Origin of the sequence: Sutcliffiella halmapala, from assembly GCF_050107295.1 — a bacterium.
Taxonomy (GTDB): Bacteria; Bacillota; Bacilli; order Bacillales; family Bacillaceae_I; genus Sutcliffiella_A; species Sutcliffiella_A halmapala_A.
This window is the reverse complement of record NZ_JBNIKR010000001.1, coordinates 238429-259373: the sequence shown is the minus strand read 5'-3', so window position 1 is coordinate 259373 and position 20945 is coordinate 238429. Positions and strand designations below refer to the sequence as shown.

The 20945-nt window shown below is 45.1% G+C and carries 13 protein-coding genes; 7 read left to right on the top strand and 6 right to left on the bottom strand.

Translation table 11 applies throughout. From position 1 onward, the window contains the following. The first annotated feature begins 97 nt into the window (after nt 1–97). Nucleotides 98–253, top strand: coding sequence for a hypothetical protein (locus ACQCT5_RS01290; RefSeq protein ID WP_499638150.1), 156 nt, complete (start codon nt 98–100; stop codon nt 251–253). Between the two features lie 43 nt (nt 254–296). On the opposite strand, the gene ACQCT5_RS01285 is transcribed toward ACQCT5_RS01290, so the two are convergent. Next, the gene (locus ACQCT5_RS01285; RefSeq protein WP_499638147.1) at nt 297–1838 is read right to left on the bottom strand and encodes a DHA2 family efflux MFS transporter permease subunit; all 1542 of its coding nucleotides are present in this window, start codon (nt 1836–1838) and stop codon (nt 297–299) included. A gap of 185 nt (nt 1839–2023) precedes the next feature. Between ACQCT5_RS01285 and ACQCT5_RS01280 the strand changes: the two genes are divergently transcribed. Further along, complete coding sequence (locus ACQCT5_RS01280; RefSeq protein ID WP_499639077.1) at nt 2024–2917, top strand: TetR/AcrR family transcriptional regulator; 894 nt, start codon at nt 2024–2026, stop codon at nt 2915–2917. Nucleotides 2918–2934: 17 nt separating this feature from the next. On the opposite strand, the gene ACQCT5_RS01275 is transcribed toward ACQCT5_RS01280, so the two are convergent. After that, nucleotides 2935–3363, bottom strand: coding sequence for a hypothetical protein (locus tag ACQCT5_RS01275; RefSeq protein ID WP_499638145.1), 429 nt, complete (start codon nt 3361–3363; stop codon nt 2935–2937). 199 nt (nt 3364–3562) lie between these two features. Between ACQCT5_RS01275 and ACQCT5_RS01270 the strand changes: the two genes are divergently transcribed. The 4 genes from ACQCT5_RS01270 to ACQCT5_RS01255 all read left to right on the top strand — a co-directional run bounded on the left by ACQCT5_RS01270 (nt 3563) and on the right by ACQCT5_RS01255 (nt 14739). Then, nucleotides 3563–4630, top strand: a complete 1068-nt coding sequence (locus tag ACQCT5_RS01270; RefSeq protein ID WP_499638143.1) for an AI-2E family transporter — start codon at nt 3563–3565, stop codon at nt 4628–4630. 562 nt (nt 4631–5192) lie between these two features. Further along, a complete protein-coding gene (locus ACQCT5_RS01265) occupies nt 5193–8933 on the top strand; it encodes a S8 family serine peptidase (RefSeq protein WP_499638140.1) in 3741 nt (1246 codons plus the stop codon). Nucleotides 8934–8977: 44 nt separating this feature from the next. Next, entirely contained in the window at nt 8978–10204 is a 1227-nt protein-coding gene (locus ACQCT5_RS01260; RefSeq protein ID WP_499638137.1) for a helix-turn-helix domain-containing protein, read from the top strand. Nucleotides 10205–10983: 779 nt separating this feature from the next. Further along, entirely contained in the window at nt 10984–14739 is a 3756-nt protein-coding gene (locus ACQCT5_RS01255) for a S8 family peptidase (RefSeq protein WP_499638134.1), read from the top strand. A 70-nt stretch (nt 14740–14809) separates the two neighbouring features. On the opposite strand, the gene ACQCT5_RS01250 is transcribed toward ACQCT5_RS01255, so the two are convergent. The 4 genes from ACQCT5_RS01250 to ACQCT5_RS01235 all read right to left on the bottom strand — a co-directional run bounded on the left by ACQCT5_RS01250 (nt 14810) and on the right by ACQCT5_RS01235 (nt 19568). Beyond that, nucleotides 14810–16054 carry a helix-turn-helix domain-containing protein gene (locus ACQCT5_RS01250; RefSeq protein WP_499638132.1) on the bottom strand — a complete coding sequence of 415 codons (1245 nt, stop codon included), beginning with the start codon at nt 16052–16054 and terminating at the stop codon, nt 14810–14812. A 167-nt stretch (nt 16055–16221) separates the two neighbouring features. After that, nucleotides 16222–17007, bottom strand: coding sequence for a cupredoxin domain-containing protein (locus ACQCT5_RS01245; RefSeq protein WP_499638130.1), 786 nt, complete (start codon nt 17005–17007; stop codon nt 16222–16224). A gap of 347 nt (nt 17008–17354) precedes the next feature. Then, nucleotides 17355–18170: an EcsC family protein gene (locus ACQCT5_RS01240; protein WP_499639075.1), complete on the bottom strand. Its 816-nt coding sequence runs from the start codon at nt 18168–18170 to the stop codon at nt 17355–17357. 108 nt (nt 18171–18278) lie between these two features. Beyond that, on the bottom strand, nt 18279–19568 hold the full coding sequence (locus ACQCT5_RS01235; RefSeq protein ID WP_499638127.1) for an MFS transporter: 1290 nt from the start codon (nt 19566–19568) through the stop codon (nt 18279–18281). A gap of 127 nt (nt 19569–19695) precedes the next feature. Here ACQCT5_RS01235 and ACQCT5_RS01230 point away from each other — a divergent pair, with 127 nt between their 5' ends. After that, nucleotides 19696–20922, top strand: a complete 1227-nt coding sequence (locus tag ACQCT5_RS01230) for a helix-turn-helix domain-containing protein (protein ID WP_499638124.1) — start codon at nt 19696–19698, stop codon at nt 20920–20922. The last annotated feature ends 23 nt before the right edge of the window (nt 20923–20945 follow it).

Genomic DNA, 20945 nt, shown 5'->3' with positions numbered 1-20945 from the left:
AGAAAATTTAGTCCAGATTAAATATAAAAGACTAATTTTCCCGTACAAATTGAGCATATTAAGAAAGGTAAACTATTGGAAAGAGAGTTGATGAGGTATGTCCAATCAAGGTAAGCAGAATAAGGAACAGACAAGAGAACAAATTGAAAAGCACGATCATAAAAACAATGTGGAATTCGGCAATGACTTTCAGATTGGAAACACTGCTTCACAAAGCCAGAAGAAAAGCGGTACCCAAGTCAATAAAAAATAACCTTATAAAAAAAACAGCCTCCACACTCGGGGCTGTTTTCTTATTAGTTTTCCGCTAATTTAGCTTTTACATCGGGATTTACTGCTTCTGCTTCCGCTTCATTCCCTATTGGATCCTCCGCTTGCTTCGCCCTCTTAATGAAGAAGGAAAGCACAAGCGCTATAGCTGCTATAAAGACGGACACGAGGAATGCGAAGTTGATCCCCTCCAATGTGGATTGCAGCATGATCTGCTGTTGCATGGCACCGAGCGCTTCTGCAGTAGGATCGGCACCAAGCTTAGGCAGTTCTGTCGCAGCCAGGTCACGCCCATAGCTTTCGGCACGGGTAGACATGAGCGTTACGAGGAATGCCGTACCGATTGCACCAGATACCTGCTGCAGCGTGCTGTTCATCGCTGTTCCATGTGGATAGAATCTTTTTGGAAGCTGGTTCAGCCCGTTTGTGGAAACCGGCATGAATACCATGGACATCCCGAACATCCTTACCGTATAAAGGATGACCAGCTGTGTATAGGATGTTTCCAGCGTCAACTGACTGAAGAAATAGCTCGTTACGACCGTAATTGTCAATCCTGTTATCGCGAGTACTTTGCCGCCGTATTTATCAAACAGTTTCCCTGTGACCGGCGACATGAGCGCCATCGCAATCGCTCCCGGAAGCATCATAAGACCTGCATCCAACGGGGAGATGCCACGTAAAGTCTGCACATAAATCGGCAAAAGGATCATCCCGGAAAACATCGCCATCGTGATGACCATCGAGATGGCGGAGGATAAGGCGAACATCGGATACTGATAGATCCGGAAGTTCAGCATCGGTTTTTCCTGGCGAAGCATACGGAGGATAAACCATGTCAGGGCTACCACTCCAATAAGGATTGTTCCATAGACAAGCGGACTGTCCCAGCCTTTGGAACCGGCAGAACTGAAGCCATAAAGAAGGCCGCCAAATCCTAAGCTTGATAACAGAACCGAGAACATATCGAGACGGATATTCGGTTTCACCTTTTTATCCTTTAATAGGAAAATCCCTAATAAAAGAATGACCGCAGCAATCGGCGTAACAAAATGGAACAGCATTCTCCAATCATAGTGTTCAATGAGCCATCCGGATAATGTAGGACCGATTGCCGGCGCTCCCATCATGATAAGCCCGAATACCCCCATAGCTGCTCCCCTTTTTTCAACTGGAAAGCTGACGAGCATCACATTCATCAATAGCGGCATCAAAATGGCCGAACCGGATGCCTGCAGCATGCGTCCCGTTAGAAGTACCGGAAAGACATGGGCAAATCCGGCCAGGACGGTTCCGATTGTGAACAGACCCATTGCCGCGATGAACAAATGGCGAACAGAATATTTTTGGATGAGAAATGCCGTGGTCGGAATCAAGATCCCGTTCACCAGCATGAATCCTGTTGTGAGCCATTGAACGGTCGAAGGACCCACCTTAAGCTCCGTCATGATAGAGGGCAGAGCAATATTCAGTAATGTATTATTTAAAAAAGCAATAAAAGCGCCAATCATCAGGATAGCCAGTATCCCATATGGCGGTCGCTGTGTGGATTCTGTTTGTTGTTGCATGTTGTTTCGCTTCCTCTCCCTTTATACTACAAGTTCATAATTTTGTACTAACGTTTCATAATGTACATCTTATACCATCAGTACAATTATTTCAATAAAAAGTAGCTGTTATTTATTGGGGGTTTGTGTATGCTGCGAAAATAAGGTAGTATGAAAATTATACTAGCAGTCTAAAAGGTGATATGATGAATGAACGAAAATTACAGGTAATCAAGAAGGCCCATCAGCTGTTTATTGAAAAAGGGTTCCAAGCTACATCCATTCAGGATATCCTCGATTTCAGCGGCATTTCAAAGGGCACCTTCTACAATTATTTTTCCTCCAAAAACGAACTGCTTATCGAGCTGTTCAAGACCATCTATACGAAGCTTGAAAAAGATCGGGCAGATCTGCTGATCGGCAAGGATCCAGCTGATATCAACATTTTCATCCAGCAGATTGAAATGCAGATGCATACAAACCGTGCCAATAAGCTCATCTCGCTTTTTGAAGAAGTTTTTTTCTCCAAGGACGAAGAACTGAAGGAATTCATCAAGCGGGGGCAACTGCGAATGATTCGCTGGATCTACGAGCGTTTCATCGATCTTTTCGGCGAAGAGAAAAAGCCTTATCTCCTCGATTGCTCCATCATGTTCATGGGGATCTTAAACCACAATATCAAATTCAACCTGATGGGACAGGAAAGTGGCAGCGCAAGCATTCATCGCGTGGTAAAATATAGTGTGGAGCGTATTGTGCAGGTGGTTAATGAGGTTGTACAAACAAAGGATCAACTGATTGCACCGGAAAGGCTTGAACAGTGGTTTCCGGAAAACAGGGATGGAATCCTTGCACGCAAGCAGGCCCTTATCACGTTGCTGGAGTCCATGAAAAGCAAGCTCAGCGGAACACCTTATGTAGAGCTCTTGGATTTCATCCAGGAAGAGCTGCTCGAGGCCAAAAGCCCACGAAGATTTTTATTGGAAAGTATGATCGGCTCTTTAAGTGAGAGTCCTTCCGTAACGGAGTCCGATATTTCCGAACTGGAAAATATGATACATTCGTTTTATAGCAAACCAGTACCACCTGCCGTTTCTTAAGGCGAGGTGGTACTGGTTTATTTATGGTTTTGTTTGTTGACTTGGTAGCTATTTGTATTGCCTTTGTGTTGGTTGTTGCTATTTTGGTTCATGTTTCTTTGTTGCTTGCTGCTCCCCGGTTGGGATGGAGCTTTATGCAACGGAGTGAATTCTTCTGCAATTTCGGCGACAGCAGCCATGTCCGTCGGATTTGCAAGACCTTTCGACTGGAGTGTCTTCATGATATCGGTGGCGGAACGATGCTTCTGCATAGGTCTTGATTGTTCCTTACCAGTCATTGCGTTACCACCATTTCGACCATACATGATAGCCGCTGCACTTAAGCCGATTCCCAGCAAAGATGCGAACGCGCCTAAGTTTCTCTTTTTCCTCGGTTTATAGCCAAACCTCTTCAAGAGATTTTGAGTTGCGGCCAGCTTCAATATGGAACTTATCCATTTATCCATGGTTACACACCCCTTTTTGATGTCTTTCCTTTGTATTTTGCTCACCACATGCGGTAAAAATGCTGGTAAACAGTGGGGACAGGTCCCGAGTCCCATTTGAAGTTTGTACGTCTTTTGGGACACAGTACCTTTCCCCATGTGTCAAATTCCGCCAGAAAGGGAATAAACACTTATATTCTTTTTCATTGGGGGGATAATATTGTGGATTAGACATCCTTTTTTTAAGTATTTGACAGGAATTGTTTTGGTTCTGTTGGTGATTTTTCTATTGAGCGAGGTTCAGTTTCTGGTCAATCCGATCCTCAGTTTGGTTGCCACGCTCTTCTTTCCGTTGATTTTTGCAGGATTTCTGTTTTATATTCTGAAACCGGTTGTGGAGTTTCTTTCAAGATCCAAGTACATTCCCCGGACTTTAGCCATTTTTATCGTTTTTTTCGTGATCATTGGGGGCGCAGTCTTGGGTGGGTTTACTGTAGGCGGCAAAATCGAAGAACAGGTGATGCAGTTTGCGAAGGATGTTCCGTCCATTCTTGAAAAAAATGAAGAACAGACAAAGCAGGTTATTAATGAAAATAATTTCGGACTGATGTCCTATGAAGAAGCAAAGCAAAAGCTCTTGACCTTCATAAAGGACCATGGGGAACGGATTGGGAAAAATGTTGCGGTTATCATTTCTTCCATCACAAGCTTTGTTACAGTACTCGTAATTGTCCCGTTTATCGTATTTTACTTTTTGAAGGACGGGCACAAGCTTCTGCCGTTTATCCTGAAGTATTTACCTCAAAAGCATCATATTGAAGGACGGAGAATCCTGACTGATATTGATAAGGCTCTCTCCACCTATATCGGCGGACAGATGATAGTGGCTTTGGTGAACGGATTCCTGATGTATATCGGATACCTGATAATCGGAGTCGAATACGCGTTAGTGCTGGCATTATTCATTGTCATCACCGCGGTAGTCCCCATCATCGGACCTGCGCTCGGGGTGCTCCCTGCGCTGATCATCGGCCTAATGACCGATCCATTCATGGCAGTAAAAATCCTGATTCTCTTGACCATCGTCCAGCAAATAGAAGGAAATCTCGTATCCCCATTGATCATCGGGAACAAACTATCGATCCATCCGCTGACCGTCATCCTCCTGCTCCTCGTCGCAGGAAAACTCTACGGATTCATCGGCATCTTGCTCGCAGTGCCACTCTACTCCGTGCTAAAAGTCCTGACAAAGAACTTTTACCGTCTGTATCAACTGCGGCATGCGTGAGGAGTGAAATGGTTGGGGCCTGACCCGCTCCCTATTAAAGTGGTAAAGGATTATTATATAGGTATGTAAATATAAGTACTTCTTCACTTGGAATAACCGAATACGGTTATTCCTTTTGTTATGTTTAAATAATTTTTCTGTTACCCTTTTATTCTTTGGGGCCTGACCCTCCCTTTATCTTCATTTCAGCTTCAATTTTCAAAACCCCAATTATTTTTATCTCTTTTTGGTAGTTTTGGATTATTTCTTCGGCTTTTTACTCCTTTATAATCGGTTTTCGACACTCTATTCTGGTTCCTAAGCCCCTATAAAAACACCATTTGTCAGAATATTTAGTCTGACTTACAATTCTAGTTACGTAAGAATAACCTCAACAAGAGCCTATTTCACCTATGAGCAATACCACTTATTCAGGAGGTGATGGCAAGTCTGATTCTGGTAGTCTTTTTATTATCAAGAATAGGAGACTACATATCTTCTTAATTTTCACCTAAACACCTCAGCATGAGTTTCCTCCGTAAAGCAGGACCAATTTATCATGAAACAGAATAGGAGAATGTAAATGAAGAAGTTGACCATGAAGACGGTACTAATGAGTTCCATTGCTGCCTCAATTGTTTCGGGATCTTTTTTCCAGACAAATGCACTTGGAGCTTCCATAAACGTGACGAAAATTGATAATAGTTCCATTGTTTCGATGAGTAATAATGTAACTGGGGAACATGTCATTACCCTCATTACCGGTGATGTCGTCAAGGTGTCCACCTTGGGGAACGGAAAGCATATCATCAATGTCGAACCAGCACAAAAGAATGGCGATGGGGTCAGGGTCATAACAGCCGGTGAAGACACCTTCGTATACCCGAACTCTGTCATGCCCTATCTTGCAGCTGGAAAACTCGATCAGGACTTATTTAATATCACTAAATTAATCGAATACGGCTATGATGACAAAAACCTGGCAGCTCTGCCGGTCATTGTTGAATATGATGAAACGAAAGCTCGCTCCCTTTCATCAAAAGGCATACCAGCTCCTAAAGGCTCCAAAAAAGTAAGGGAATTGGAAAGCATTCATGCAGCGGCTCTATCAGCCGACAAAAAATCTGCCGAAGCATTCTGGGAGGACGTCACTGTCGCTCAGGAAGAATCCAATACAAAGGACCCGGAATCCGCCCTCTTCGAGTATGGTGTGGAAAAAATCTGGCTGGACGGCCGTGTTGAAGCAGCCCTTCATCAAAGCGTCCCTCAAATCGGATCACACACAGCTTGGGAAGCAGGCTTTACTGGGGAAGGCGTCAAGGTTGCCGTGCTTGACACTGGAATTGACGCGCAGCACCCGGACATTGCACCTCAACTGGATGAAGCCGTGAGCTTTGTACCCGGAGAGGAAGCAACGGACAAGAATGGTCACGGAACACACGTAGCCTCCACTGTGCTTGGTACTGGTGAGGCAGATGGGAAATCCAAAGGCGTTGCTCCTGATGCACGCTTATTGGTTGGAAAAGTACTGAGTGATGAAGGGTTTGGACTGGACTCCTGGATCATTGATGGTATGGAATGGGCATCCGAGAATGCCAAAATCGTCAACATGAGCCTTGGAAGCTCAGAGCCAAGTGACGGCACTGACCCGATGGCCCAGGCCGTAGATAGACTTAGTGATGAAAATGGCACTTTATTCGTCATCGCAGCTGGCAATAATGGCGGGGAAGGCACGATCGGTTCTCCAGGTGCTGCTGAATCCGCATTGACAGTCGGAGCTGTAGACAAAGCGGACGAGCTTGCCTGGTTCTCTTCCAAAGGACCTCGCCATGGAGACATGGGTCTGAAGCCTGACCTGTCCGCTCCTGGTGTAGGTATCGTGGCGGCCCGCTCCCAATATTCTCCCGGCAGTGGACAGTATAAAAGCTTGGATGGTACCTCCATGGCTACCCCGCATGTTGCTGGTGCCGCAGCCATCTTAGCGGAGAAGTATCCGGATTGGAACGGCCAGAAAATTAAAGAGGCGTTAATGAACACAACTAAGGAACTTGAAGGTTACCAGCCTTACCACGTAGGTACAGGACGTGTGGATATCCCTGCTGCCTTAGAAACCAAGGTGCGAGCAACTGGCTCGTTGTCATTCGGCTTCTTCCAATGGCCGCATGAGGAGGCTGCTCCTGTTGAAAAAACAGTGACATATTCAAATGACAGCGACGAAGCTATTACACTGGAATTGGAAACGACATTTACAAATGCTGAAGGTGAATCTGCTCCTGCAGGGATCCTGAATCTATCTGCAAATACTATCACAGTACCAGCTGGTGGGACTGCAGATGTAAACATAACTCTCGATCCCAAGCTTGGAGAAACTGGCTCCCGCTACCAAGGCTTTTTAACAGCAAAAGCAAACGGAGAAACAGTTGTCCACACTACCATGTCCATGATAAAGGAAGAAGAAAGATATCCTTTAACATTGCGTGCAACAGACCGTGACGGCTCGCCTGGACTTGCCTATGTAGTAGTATTCAGCGAGAAAATGGACCCATGGGTTTATACTGTCAATGGCACATTAGACTTACGCCTGCCACCGGGCACCTATTCCGCTATGTCCCTGATGGATGTGGATGTAAATACAGACCACGCCGGTGCAGCCCTTGTGGGTGATCCGGAAGTGAAGCTGAATGGTCCAAAAACAGTGGAACTTGATGCAAGTAAAGCAAAAGAAATTTCTGTAGAGGTACCAAAGAAGGCAGAGGCCAATTATCAGAGGTTGGAGTATCATCGCACACTTGGAGATATGCCAATGACAAGTCTCTATCTATTGCCGGTTTGGATTGATAAGATGTACGCTGTGCCTACAAAAGAGGTCAAAGAAGGATATTTTGAACAGCTTACCCGCTGGCGTCTTGCTAAACCACTCTTGACTATCAAATTTAAAGGAACTGAACTCGATGACATTCCATTTGCAGGAAGCACATTGCTGGATGGAAAATACAATCTTTCCACCGTGTATGCAGGGAAAGGCAGTTCAGCTGACTTTGACCGCCTAAAAGCAAAAGGGAAAGCCGTGGTGGTAGATAGAAACGATGAGGTAACAGCTTCCGAGCAGGCTACTGCTGCTGCAGCTGCCGGGGCAAAGCTATTGATCATCGCAAACAATGAAGACAAAGAATTCAGTGTATACGCCGGCACTTCCGAGTATACAGACAATCCAATTGCTGTTGCGGGGATCAGCAAAAAAGAAGGCGACAAGCTAATTAAAGCGGTTCGTTCCGGGAATGTGAAGCTTCAAGTGGAAGGAGCAACCGATTCTCCATTCGTCTATGACCTTATGGATGTGCATGTCGGTTCTATACCAAAGGATTTAACCTACGCACCTAAGGGTAAGGATTTAGCGGTCATCGATACTCGCTACAATTCCCATATTGGAACAGATGGCGGGGAATTCCGATACGACTTGCGTCCACATACCTTTGGAGCTGTTGGCTTCCTTCAAAGGCTCTCCTTACCAAGTGCCCGAACGGAGTATGTTTCTGCAATAGAGGACACAAGATGGTATCACCAGGCAAATGTGCTGGATGCAACATGGGAAATCCGTCAAGATGTGGCTACTTACACAAAAGGTCAAAAATTAACAGAGAACTGGTTCTCTCCTGTTGTACGTCCAAGCTTGGGTAATGGTTACTGGGCTCCGTACCGCCAAGGCAACTCCCTGAGCATCAACTTACCTGCCTGGGCTGATGCCGGAACAGGAAACACCGGTGGAACGGGTTGGGATGTATCGTATGAAAATCAGACTGTGAAATTGTACCGAGGAGATACATTATTAAAAGAATCCAAAGGTCAAGCGCTTAATGCTTGGGACGTGGCACCGGAGGAACGTACGCAATTCCGCGTAGTTACCGAGGCAAAACGTGATCCAGAACGATGGAATACTTCGGTCCGTACAAATACAGAGTGGACCTTCTGGACGCAAGCATCCGAAACTTGGGGCGAAGAACTTCCATTCCTTTCATTAGATTACAAGGTGGACACCGATGTGAATGGAGATGCATTGGCAAACCGCCCTACTGATCTTGAGTTATCCGTTACAAAAGTAGAAACGGGAGTAGGATACGGAAATGTGGAAGGTGCTACATTAGAAGTATCATTTAACGAAGGTAAAACATGGAAGAAAGTGAAACTTACCAAAAATGGTGACTCTTTTGCAGCAACTATCAAAAATGCAAAGAATGCGAAATCCGTATCACTAAGAGCAAGCGCTTGGGATGAGGAAGGAAACAAAATCACTCAAGAGATCATTAAGGCTTACGGGTTACGATAATCTAAATTGAACAAACTTGCTTACTAACTAGAGGAGAGGTACTTGTGACAACAGGGGAAATTATCAGGTTCTATCGAGAAAGGGCCGGGCTTACACAGTCGCAATTGGGAGATGGAATCTGTACAACGACACATGTTAGCAAGATCGAAAGAGGAAAAACTGCTTGTTCCGAAGACATGATTGCCATGTTTTCGGAGCGGCTGAATATTAACTTCCAAAAGGAAATGGCCTATCTGCGCGAGCTCAAGCATCGTCTCAGGAACTGGCATAATGCCATGATCATGCAGTGTGCACTTCAAGTGGAAGCATTTAAAAAGCAGCTTGAACAATCCACGATTGTTCAAGGTTCAAAATTTGGAGTGCGTTATCAATTACTGACTGCAAGATACCACCTTTTTCGCAAAGAAGTCGATAAGGCGAATCAACTTTTAATGAACCTGGATCTAGATGATGTGGATTTAATATCGTTTGACCGTAATTTGCATCTTCACGTTCTAGGGATGTATTACATAGAAACATCGAAAAATGGTTCCTTTCACAAAGCTATTCAAGTCCTAAATCAGATTAACATGATGGAATACGGGAACAAGGAGTATTACTATCATTTTTCACTCGCCTATTATTATAGTGGTTCAAAAGTGAAAGCATTCTATTATATCGATAAAGCCCTCCGCTATTTCAAAGAAACCAACAATCATGTACAGGCGATCAATGCGGAATCCATGGTACTGCAACAGCTGAGCAAGGATAGTCATATGGACTTTGATTATATCGTTCAGCAGTATCAGTGCTTGATAAATAAATGCGAACAGTATGGGAATATGGAGAGCAAGGGGTTCCTGTTAAATAGCCTTGGTTATGAGTACTTTGATAGGAAAAGATTCCGGGAAGCGTATCCCTATTTTGAAAAAGCTATCGAGCTTGCCGGTAAAGAAACCAACGAGTACTTGATCAGACTTTATAACTTTATTGACTGTAGCATTGAAGGGAATTTTTCCAAGAAAAGATTCTTGCAAAGAAAAGTGAAAGAAGGATATCTGCTAGCTAAGGAACATCACAACTCCTTGCATCAAACATTGTTCAAACTCCTGGAATATCGTCTAGGAAGAGATCTCGAGGCCTATTATCAGTTTCTCGAGGAAGTGGCCCTCCCTCATTTCTTTTCAGGGAAGCACCTTACTTTGGTAAGGCGTTATGGGAAGCTTTTGTTTATTTATTATGTTGAACGCAAACAGCACGAGAAGGCTGCGGCTGTGTCCGTGTATATTTGATTTAGCGAAATATATGGAAAATCTACACCTGTTCCACTCCAGTTCGTAGGGTCCAGAAAATAAGAGATGTCCAGCTTTTGCACGATAAAAGCTGGGCATCTTTTTATCATTTCCAAGAGAGCACTGCATGTAAAAGCCCTCTTCCACCACCTTCAATAACTTTCCATTCGTTGCACTCCTCCTCCTATTCTCCCTGCTGAAAGTCCTATCCAAGAACTTTTACCGGTTGTATCAATTGCGACACATATAAAAAAGGGGCCTGACCCTCACTTTATTAAAGCGATAAAGCCTTGTTATATCACAATGTTCATAAAATACGCTTTAGCAGTAATAATTGGATTAAGTTATTCCTTTTGTTATATCTATATAGTGTTGTTGATACCACATTTAAGGAGGGGGTCAGGCCCCCATCGTCTCCTCGGTTTCGGCTTTCGCTCAAAACCCCAACTCCCCGCATTCTTTTTTGGGATTATCGGCGTATTCCTTCATGTCTTTTAGGCGCTTTCAGAAGTTTTAGTATAACTGGACTAGTCCTAAAGACCTTAACAAAACACCAATTGTCATAATACTTTTCCAGCTTTACAATTCAACTAAATCCGCGGTACACCCACCCAAAGAGTTTTTATCACAGTTAGGAGAATCGACCATTCCAGGAGGTGAAGGCGAGTCTCACTCTAGCAATCTTTAATATCAAACATAAAATAATTATTTTTTCTTCAGCATGAGTCTGCCAAACATATTCTGATTATTTATCAAAAGACAGATAGGAGAATGATAATTTGAAGAAGTTGACCATGAAATCAGTATTGGCTGGTTCGATTGCAGCCTCATTACTCTCTGGAACCCTATTCCAGGTACAAGCATCCGGAGCTTCGACCGATAAAGCCGATAAATCCGCAAAAGCAAATCAATCCATCGTATCCTTTGACAGCAGTATAACAGGCGATCATACTATCACCCTTATCACCGGAGACGTCGTAAAGGTTTCCACTCTTTCGGACGGCAAGTATGTCATCAATGTCGAGCCTGCCCAAAAGAATGGGGACGGGGTCCGGATCATCACAACTGAAGAGGATACCTTCGTATTACCGAACATTGCCATGCCATATCTTGCAGCAGGTAAGCTGGATCATGACTTTTTTAATATTACTAAATTGATAGAGTATGGCTATGACGACAAAAACCTCGCGTCTCTGCCGATGATTGTCGAATACGAAGAGAGCAAGGCAAGAGCTTTTTCCGCAAAGGGTGCACCTGCTCCGAAAGGATCCAAAAAAACAAAAGAACTTGAAAGCATTAACGCAGCGGCACTGTCTGCAGAAAAAGAATCAGCAGAAGTATTCTGGGAGGATGTCACTGTCCCTGCAGAAGCCAATAAAGAAAATCCTGAGGACGTCCTCTTCCAGCTTGGTGTGGAAAAAATCTGGCTGGATGGGCGAGTAGAAACGTCCCTTCATCAATCTGTCCCGCAGATCGGGACAAACACAGCATGGGAAGCTGGCTTTACAGGTGAAGGCGTGAAAGTTGCCGTGCTTGACACTGGAATTGACGCGCAGCACCCGGATATCGCACCTCAACTGGATGAAGCGGTGAGCTTTGTTCCCGGCGAGGAAGTAACAGACAAGAATGGCCACGGGACACACGTAGCCTCCACTGTGCTTGGAACTGGTGCAGCTGATGGGAAAACGAAAGGTGTTGCACCTGATGCCCGCTTACTGGTCGGAAAAGTATTGAGTGATTCCGGCTCCGGTCTGGAATCATGGATCATTGATGGAATGGAATGGGCATCCGAGAATGCGAAAATCGTCAACATGAGTCTTGGAAGCTCTGAGGCAAGTGATGGAACAGATCCCATGGCACAGGCGGTTGATAGACTCTCTGAAGAAAACGGCACCTTGTTCGTCATCGCTGCAGGCAATAGAGGCGGAGAAGTCACAATCGGTTCCCCTGGAGCTGCTGAATCAGCATTGACAGTAGGCGCTGTGGATAAAGCGGATCAGCTTGCATATTTCTCTTCCAAGGGACCTCGTTACAAGGACATGGGATTGAAGCCTGACTTAACAGCTCCTGGTGTAGGGATCAACGCAGCGCGTTCCCAATTTTCCCCTGGCAGCGGAAGTTACAAAAGCTTGAATGGAACATCGATGGCTACCCCGCATGTTGCAGGTGCCGCTGCTATCCTGGCACAGAAGTATCCGGAGTGGACAGGACAGGAAATTAAAGAAACGCTCATGAACACCACGCAGAAGTTATATGGTTATCAGCCTTACCACGTCGGAACAGGTCGCGTGGATATCGCAGCTGCCCTGGAAACCCAGGTAAGAGCAACGGGCTCCGTCTCATTCGGCTTCTTCCAATGGCCGCATGACGAGGATGCTCCTGTCGAAAAAACCGTGACGTATACGAACGACAGTGAAGAAGCCATTACGCTCGAATTGGATACAACTTTTACAAATGCAGAAGGGAAAGCAGCTCCATCAGGCATGCTGACTCTTTCTGAAAACAGCATAACCATCCCGGCAGGCGGAACTGCAGAGGTAAACGTGACACTCGATCCCACGCTTGCCGAAACTGGTTCCCGCTACCAAGGCTATTTAACGGCAAAAGCAAATGGTGAAGCAGTTGTACACACCACGATGGGAATGGTGAAGGAAGAGGAAAGATACAACCTCACTCTAAACGCCAAAGACCGTAAAGGCGAACCGACCACTGCCTATGTCGTTCTATTCAGTGAAACCCTTCAACCTTGGGTTTATGCTGTCAATGGCACATTAGAGCTTCGCATGCCACCGGGAACCTATTCCGCTATGTCCTTGATGGATGTGGATATGGATACGGACCAGGCCGGTGTTGCACTCGTAGGAAATCCTGAAGTGAAACTCAATGGTCCGAAAACCGTTGAACTGGATGCAAGTAAGGCAAAAGAAATTACTGTGGAAGTACCGAAAAAAGCAGATCCGATGTACCAGCGTATGGAGTATCACCAAAAAATCGGGAACATGCCTGTGACAAGCCTTTATCTGATGCCTGTCTGGATTGATAAGCTGTATGCTGTTCCAACGAAAGAAACCAAAGCCGGATATTTTGAGATGCTTACTCGCTGGCGCTTGACCAAGCCTACTTTGACCATCAAATTCAAAGGCAAGGAACTGGATGATATCCCATTGGCCGGAAGCACCCTATTGGATGGAAAATACAATCTTTCTACTGTCTATGCAGGGAAAGGTGCTCCAGCAGACTTTGAGCGACTGAAAGCAAAAGGCAAAGCGGTTGTTGTAGACCGTAACAGCGAGGTAAGCGTATCCGCTCAGGCTACTGCTGCTGCAGCCGCCGGAGTAAAGCTTCTTATCATCGTCAACAATGAAAATAAAGAATTCAGTGTCTATGCCGGTACTCCGGAGTATACGGACAATCCGATTGCCGTTGCCGGTATCAGCAAACAGGAAGGCGACAAGCTTGTAAAAGCTGTACGCTCAGGTAATGTCAAGCTTCAAGTGGAAGGTGTAGTGGATACTCCTTATGTATACGACCTTGTCGATGCGCATGTAGGCTCCATACCAAAAGACTTGAGGTATGCACCAAAGAACAAGGATTTGGTGACAATCGATAGCCGCTACAATTCCCATGTGGAGGCTGCAGGTGGCGAGTTCCGATATGATCTCCGTCCTCATACAAGGGGCGCTGTCGGATTCCTATACAAAATAAATTACCCAACCGCCCGTACGGAATACCTATCCGCAACCGAGGATACTAGTTGGTATCACATGGCAAAGTTCCTGGATACCCCTTGGGAAATCCGCCAGCCGCTTGCCACATACACTGGTGGACAAAAAATCGTGGAGAACTGGTTCTCCCCTGTTGTCCGTCCAAGTCTTGGTACAGGCTATTGGGGGCCACACCGCCAAGGAAACTATCTTCAGTTCAATTTCCCGGCTTTTGCTGATAGCGGTGTTGGGAATACAGGAGGAGCAGACTATAATTACTCCGTCCAAAATCAGACAGTAAAACTCTACAATGGAGATACGTTAGTGAAGGAAGGCAAGGGGCAAGCGTTACAATCCAACATTGTCGTACCGGAAGAGCGCACCCAGCTCCGCGTCGTGACAGAAGCGAAGCGTGATGCTGAACGCTTTAGAACTTCCACCCTAACAAATACGGAATGGACCTTCTGGACCGAGAATAAAGAGGGAGAGAATCTGTGGAAACACGATCTTCCATTCCTATCGCTCAACTACAAGGTGGATACAGATGTTAATGGAGATGCATTGGCAAACCGTCCGACAGACCTTGAGATTTCCGTGACAAAATTGGAAACTGCACTGGACTTAGGAAATGTGGAAAATGCAACTTTGGAAGTTTCCTTCAACGAAGGAAAAAAATGGAAGACGATAAAACTCGCTCGCGAGGGAGATTCATTTACAACTTCCATCAAAAATCCAAAGGATGCAGAATTTGTTTCACTCAGAGCAAGCGCATGGGATGATGAAGGAAACAAAATCACTCAAGAAATCATCAAGGCTTACGGGTTAAGATAATAACAATAGAAGCTTGCTTTCATAGTGCGAAAGCAAGCTTCTCTATTTACCTATTGTATGAAAATCTCATTTATACAAACTGATTATCTCTCCTGAACTTATCCACCAAAGACCCTGCAAAGCGGTTCGCATTCACCATATCATTCTTAGCCATATAATAATCAAACAGCTTAACCGCATAAAATTCCTTCGTCATGACATAGCCCATTTTTTCAAAGTGAGGATAGGCCTCATTTTCCAAATAATGATAGTATTTGTCCTCTTCACCTGAAATGGAGTGATAATGCATCATAAAAAGATGCTGAAAGGTCGTGTCCGAAAAAGTCCGGCATAATGCAAGTCCTTCTTCTACCAGCTTCAAAAGCTTATCTTTCGGCGTCCTGCCCTCTTTTGTCAGAGAATTGATATAGCCTTCCAAGGACCCGACATACTTTTGGTCGGATGAATGACGCGAATCCATCGACATTTTATAGTAGCGGCTTGCCTCTGTGAAATAGCCATGCCGCAGATTAAGATAGCCGAGATTGTGATGCAGCATTGCTTTTTGATGATCAAGCCCATAATCCCCTGTCATATCTATCAGTCTATGATATTCGCTGCTTAAGAATTGGTAATCCTCCGATTGCTCAAGCTGGATGAGCATCAACATTTCCGTTTCGATGATACGGGAAAAGCTTCGGATCTTTGTGAAAAAGGTCAGTGCCTTGTTCGCATTAAAGAAGGCCAGCACCCTGGAGTTGAGCGAACTGTAAGCCAGCGCCAAATCAAAGTAATATTCCTGGTTGGGGTAATACTCCAGGTTGATCCGATCGAGGAAAGAAATCGCTGTGACATAGTCGTACTTTACCGTTAAGTAGCAAATCCCCTTAATGTGCAGCAGCATATTTTCCTCATAACTGGATAAGCCTGTCCACACCTCCATCTCCTCTATCAGGGACTTCGCCGATTCGAACTCCCCGACAGACAAATAATATCTCGATAGAACCAGTGTATATGAACGGTAGAAATCCTGGATATGCAAAAGGTTGATGCCATCCAACTGCTTTTTGATGGAGTCCGCCTTGGACTTCAGCTTTTTCACAATAGCATCATGCCAATCCTTTAACAGCGTTTCAACCCTCCGATAGTTGGTAAGCTCCTCCTCCATCCTGATCCCCAGTCGCTTCGATAATAATAGAATCGTTTCCTCCGAGACTTCCGTGAGACCACGTTCAATCTTGCTGATATGCGTACTGGAACAAATTCCTTCCCCTAGGTCCTTTTGCTTCATTTCCTGTTGTTCTCGATAGAATTTGATAATCTTCCCTTCCAGCATGATTCCCATCCCCTATTTTCAATCATCTAATTTTTTTCTATCCTATCATAATTTTGATAGGAAAATCTGCAGAAAAAATAATATTTAGGGAGTAGAATTATCGGGAAAAGTGTGATAGAAAAATTAAAAAATCCACCCTGTGGTTAGGCTGGATTTTTGTTCAAGGATTATTTCGGATGCACGGTCAGCACACCTTTAATATTCTCATTCACATAATCATGATGCGGCTTGCATTGGTACGTATAGGTTCCCGGTTCCGGGTCGATGACTAGCAATCCGGTCCTGCCTCGTTCCATATGCACACTTGCATCAAGTTCCGGAAAGCTGAGAATATGGCAGGCGTTGTCGGATTCGTTGATGATCCGAAGAACGAGTGGTTCTCCTTCCGTGATTTCCATTGTTTTCGGCTCCATGGAATCCGGCTTCATGATGAGGGTTGGAAGCTGTTCAACAGTAGAGGCATTTATCCCTGTTACCCAATGGAGCTGGAGATATATGCTGGCTAGGAGACCCATTGCTGTTGCGCCGTATAAAACACCTGTCACTTTTGGAAACCAAGCTGGAGTTTGCTGACTGTTGCGAAGATTTGCCCGTAGTCCAGCTATGGATGCAACGAGAATCGTCAACACGGAAAGGGCAGTCAGAAAACTGATTCCGATAAACGGGTTGCTAGCCTCCCTCATCGCATTGTACTCGGGATCAATGCTGCGAAACATCGTGATGATGAAGCTTGGCACAGTAAGAATAGAAAATAAAAGTCCATAGAGAATGCCAAAAATCGGGGTCCACTTCCATTTTGCTTTTAGTAAAACAGAAGCAATGATGATAGCAATGACTCCATTCATCACATGGATGGGCGGAAAATGTTTCAGCACGAACGCACCGGAGATTGCGATGGTCAGAACCTGGAGCCATAGTACTGTGGCGGCAAACCTTGTATAGCCATTGATCATTTGTTGATTCCTCCTCTTATTCGGAATGGGGAAAATAGTCCCGCTTTTAAGCTATATTAAACATATGGGAGGAAATTACCTTTTTTATTTGTTTGGTTCCAGTAAAGATGAAATTGTGGAAAAGTTTCCATGTCGGCATTTTCCGATTCCGCCGCTTTGTGGATAACCAGGTCATTTTTCTTCCTATCACGTTTTTTGTAAAAAAACATATAACCTTTATGCACAAATCCCCGGAAATTGTGCATAAATCTGAATCTTTGTGCATAACAGGGTTGTCCTGCTACATGATGAAAAGTTATTTGTCCACAATAAAAATCCCTATCAGATTGACAGGGATTTTATCTCTATTACTCGCGCACAGGACTCGAGGCCTGCTCCAGACGCTCCAGAATTTTTCTTTTCTGATACAGCATCGTTCCCGATTCGGCAAGATCCTTGACCATCGAGCGATTGGCATACGCACCGAAGAGGATTCCAGCAACTGGTACCATCTGAAAGAGCTTCTTCCATCCGAATGACTCCGTGAAAGTCAAGGTCACCTCGCGCCAGCCTTGGAGCTGGGAAATGACTTCACTGGATTTTTGCTCGTCATTTCCGAAGCCTGCCAGCTCATTAAGAATGGCACTCTTTCCGACATAATCGGCTGTGGAAAACTGGAGGCATTTTAAAATGAATACCCGTTCCTTTTTGTCCTTCGGGTCGTATCCGTGGATAACTGCGATCTCCTGAAGGGTCTTCAATGATATCGCAAGGATTGCCGGAATATCGATGGCAAGCGTGAACAGGCCACCGATTCCAGTGCTTGCACCCTGCAGCGTGGCAGCCGTCTTTCTTCTTCCGGAAAGGTCAAGCGCAAGCTGCTTCATTTCCTGCAACGGCACAGCTTGAATGTCCGCCAGCTCGTTGATTTTGCGCCCCATCTTCTTTTCGTAAAATTGAAATACGGACTTTTCACTCGTCAAATATTGCCCACCATTCTGGATATAGCTTCCCAGCTCATCCAACAGACTGCCGATTTTTTCCTGGATGAATTTCGGCGTTATTTTATCCAGCAGTTTGAAAGGCAAGCGGGTAAGGCGCTCCCAGAACCAGACACCCTTCTGGTCCTTCTCCCACTTTTCAATCGTTTTCAATTCGCTTATTAGATAGTCTTTTGATTCCATAGATTCATCACCTGTCGCAATTGATAGTTTATGTACGTTGTAATCATTATACACCAGGGATAGGTCCCAGTGTCCCACTATACGGGACACTGGACCTTTCCCCACGTCTTAAGCGACGCTTTCCCTGGTTTTGACATCCACTTCAGGGTGGGCTTTACGAATCACGGATGGTCTGGCCATGATGAGTACGACAGTTACGAGCAAGCTTGCCGACAGGAGCAGTACCCATTGTCCTGGGAAGATGTCGTAGAGTATGCCATAGATGACCATTCCTAGCGGGATGAGTGCCATTGCCATAGTTTCGATAATGGAAAATACCCGTCCTTTGAATTCGTCTTCGATTGTTTTTTGCAGCATGACCTGAAGCGGTGTGTTGACGACTATAATCATGGAGCCAAAGCAGAACATGATGACGACAAAGTAGGAAAATTGAACCCAATATGACATGGAAAGCAGGAGCGGCAAGGCGATTCCCCCCATGATGATTCCAAGTGCCAGAATTCCCCGTTTGGACACGAGAAGCGGGAATTGCACTTCTTTTCTAGTGGAAAAATAGATCGACATCAAAAGCATTCCTAAGGAGAACGCCCCCTGGGTCAAGCCAAAATGCTGGGACTCCACATTCAATTTTTCAATCAGGATATAGGAATACCCGACTTCAAAGGCTCCGAACAGGAAGTTGATGAGCAAGCTGATCCAAAGCATGATCATGATAATGGGTTGCAGGCGCAGATATCCTATTCCTGCTTTGATGCTTTGCCACATGGTTTCCTTTTCTGTTCCTTCCACTTCCGGCTTCTGCGCGGCTGCGAACAGTCGGAAATTCATCGTCGATTCTAGGATGACGGCAATAATGGAAGCCACGATGTACATAACAAGAAATACCGGAATGGATACTGTTCCATACAATAGTCCACCCACTGCAGGGCTTCCGATCGCGGCAAAAGAAATGGACATCTGATTCAGGGCCATCGCCTTTTGGATTCGATCTTTATCAATTAGACCTGTAATAGAAGAAGAGAATGCTATTCCGGAAAACATGGATGTAAGCGACAAAATACAAGTAGTGATATATATTGCTGTGATGGAGAGTCCGGATGTCAGGGTAAAAACAAGAAGTCCCGCTACCGCCAGTGTGGTAGCAATCTGTGAGGTAATAACGATCATTTTTCTTGAATAGCGGTCTGTGATGGCTCCAGCAAACGGAGCGGCAAGCGTCCGAGGAAGAATATTACATATCAGGTTCGTTGCAAAGCTCGTCGCGGACCCGGTTGCCTGTAGAATGTAAAAACTGATTGCGAAGGTGTAAACCTGAGCACCAAATGATGCTACCATTTTACTGATCATGAAGGTATACAGGTGATATGTCGCCTTTTTTAATTTAGAGCTTTCGTTCATAAACAACACCCCAACTTTAAAAAGTTTAATTTAATTAAACAAATCATACCACATACAACTCTTCCCTTTCAAGTAAAAGTTTAATATAATTAAACAAAATAGGCGGATGAAGGAGTGTTCTATACACATGCTTGGAGAACGTATACGGAAATTGAGAAAACAGAAGAAGCTGACGCTCGAAGCACTTGCCGGGACCGAGCTCACAAAGGGCATGCTCAGCCTGATCGAAAATAACAAGGCGAATCCTTCCATGGAGAGCCTGACCTATATTGCCCAACAGCTGGGAGTGGACATGGCAGATCTCTTGGAGGAAGTCAGTTCCGAGGAGCTGAGAAGTGTTTTGGAGCAGGCGGAAAAAATCCATAATACCATGCTTACGGATCTGCCAGATAAATCTAGGCAATTGATCGAACTGATAGCACCTTTCATTGACAAGTTGACACAAAGCTTTGAGAGTGCACGCCTGATGGAGATTTACAGCTATGCCCTACACCGCGAAGAGAAACCAGGCTGGCACCAGGGTTTAAAAACAGCATCTGACATTTTTGATCTGATGAATATCTCCTCCAACCGGACCACCATCGGAATATTTTTATCGAACATTCCGTTCTTTGAGCATGATTACAGAAAGGCGTTGGAAATTTTCACGACCGAACGAAAGGAAATTGAAACAAATCATCCTTATATCGAGCCGTTGGCTAGGCTTGACCTGGACTATCACGAGGCCATCCTGCTCTTCGCTGTCGGCGAATACGAAGCAGCGGTTGAAGCAATGGAAAAGGCGCTCGCCTTCTCCAAGGAAAAGCGGATTTTCTATCGGATTGATGACCTGTACCGCCTTGCTGCGGCACATGCCTTTATGGAAGGATATAAAAGAAAGAAGGATTACTATTTAAAGAAACTGAAGCAGTACGGGGAATTTGCCGATCATGAATCCTCCATCTACTTTTACAAGTTGTTTCAAATTATCGATCTGATATCGGAAAAAAAGGAATACAAGAAAGCGCTCGTTCAAATAGAGAGCTTCCTCACCGATCCGGAACGAATGAAAGACTATGATACGTGGTTCAACCTGGAAAAAGGAAAGGCTCTCTATTATCTGGGGCGTTATGACGAAGCGTTGCAAGCAATCGAAAAGGTGGGCTCCATCGACAACCATCACCCCATCGACCTGACCAACCACTATATCAAGGACACGTTCAAAGCACTGATCCTGAAGGAACTCGGCAGACACGAAGAAGCCATCACATCCGCCGAAACAGCCGTCCGAAACCTCGCCCCAATGCCAGACTCCCTGCTGAAGCAGTTCAGCCTGGAAGCTTTGGGGAAAGTCCGTGGGGATAGATCCATGTGACGACCTAAAAGGGGCCTGACCCC

Excerpts from the sequence above, each read along its gene's own strand:
- ACQCT5_RS01290 (WP_499638150.1), top strand. The coding sequence starts at position 98 with ATGTCCAATCAAGGTAAGCAGAATAAGGAACAGACAAGAGAACAAATT.
- ACQCT5_RS01285 (WP_499638147.1), bottom strand. The coding sequence starts at position 1,838 with ATGCAACAACAAACAGAATCCACACAGCGACCGCCATATGGGATACTG.
- ACQCT5_RS01280 (WP_499639077.1), top strand. The coding sequence starts at position 2,024 with ATGAATGAACGAAAATTACAGGTAATCAAGAAGGCCCATCAGCTGTTT.
- ACQCT5_RS01275 (WP_499638145.1), bottom strand. The coding sequence starts at position 3,363 with ATGGATAAATGGATAAGTTCCATATTGAAGCTGGCCGCAACTCAAAAT.
- ACQCT5_RS01265 (WP_499638140.1), top strand. The coding sequence starts at position 5,193 with ATGAAGAAGTTGACCATGAAGACGGTACTAATGAGTTCCATTGCTGCC.
- ACQCT5_RS01250 (WP_499638132.1), bottom strand. The coding sequence starts at position 16,054 with ATGCTGGAAGGGAAGATTATCAAATTCTATCGAGAACAACAGGAAATG.
- ACQCT5_RS01245 (WP_499638130.1), bottom strand. The coding sequence starts at position 17,007 with ATGATCAATGGCTATACAAGGTTTGCCGCCACAGTACTATGGCTCCAG.
- ACQCT5_RS01240 (WP_499639075.1), bottom strand. The coding sequence starts at position 18,170 with ATGGAATCAAAAGACTATCTAATAAGCGAATTGAAAACGATTGAAAAG.
- ACQCT5_RS01235 (WP_499638127.1), bottom strand. The coding sequence starts at position 19,568 with ATGAACGAAAGCTCTAAATTAAAAAAGGCGACATATCACCTGTATACC.
- ACQCT5_RS01230 (WP_499638124.1), top strand. The coding sequence starts at position 19,696 with ATGCTTGGAGAACGTATACGGAAATTGAGAAAACAGAAGAAGCTGACG.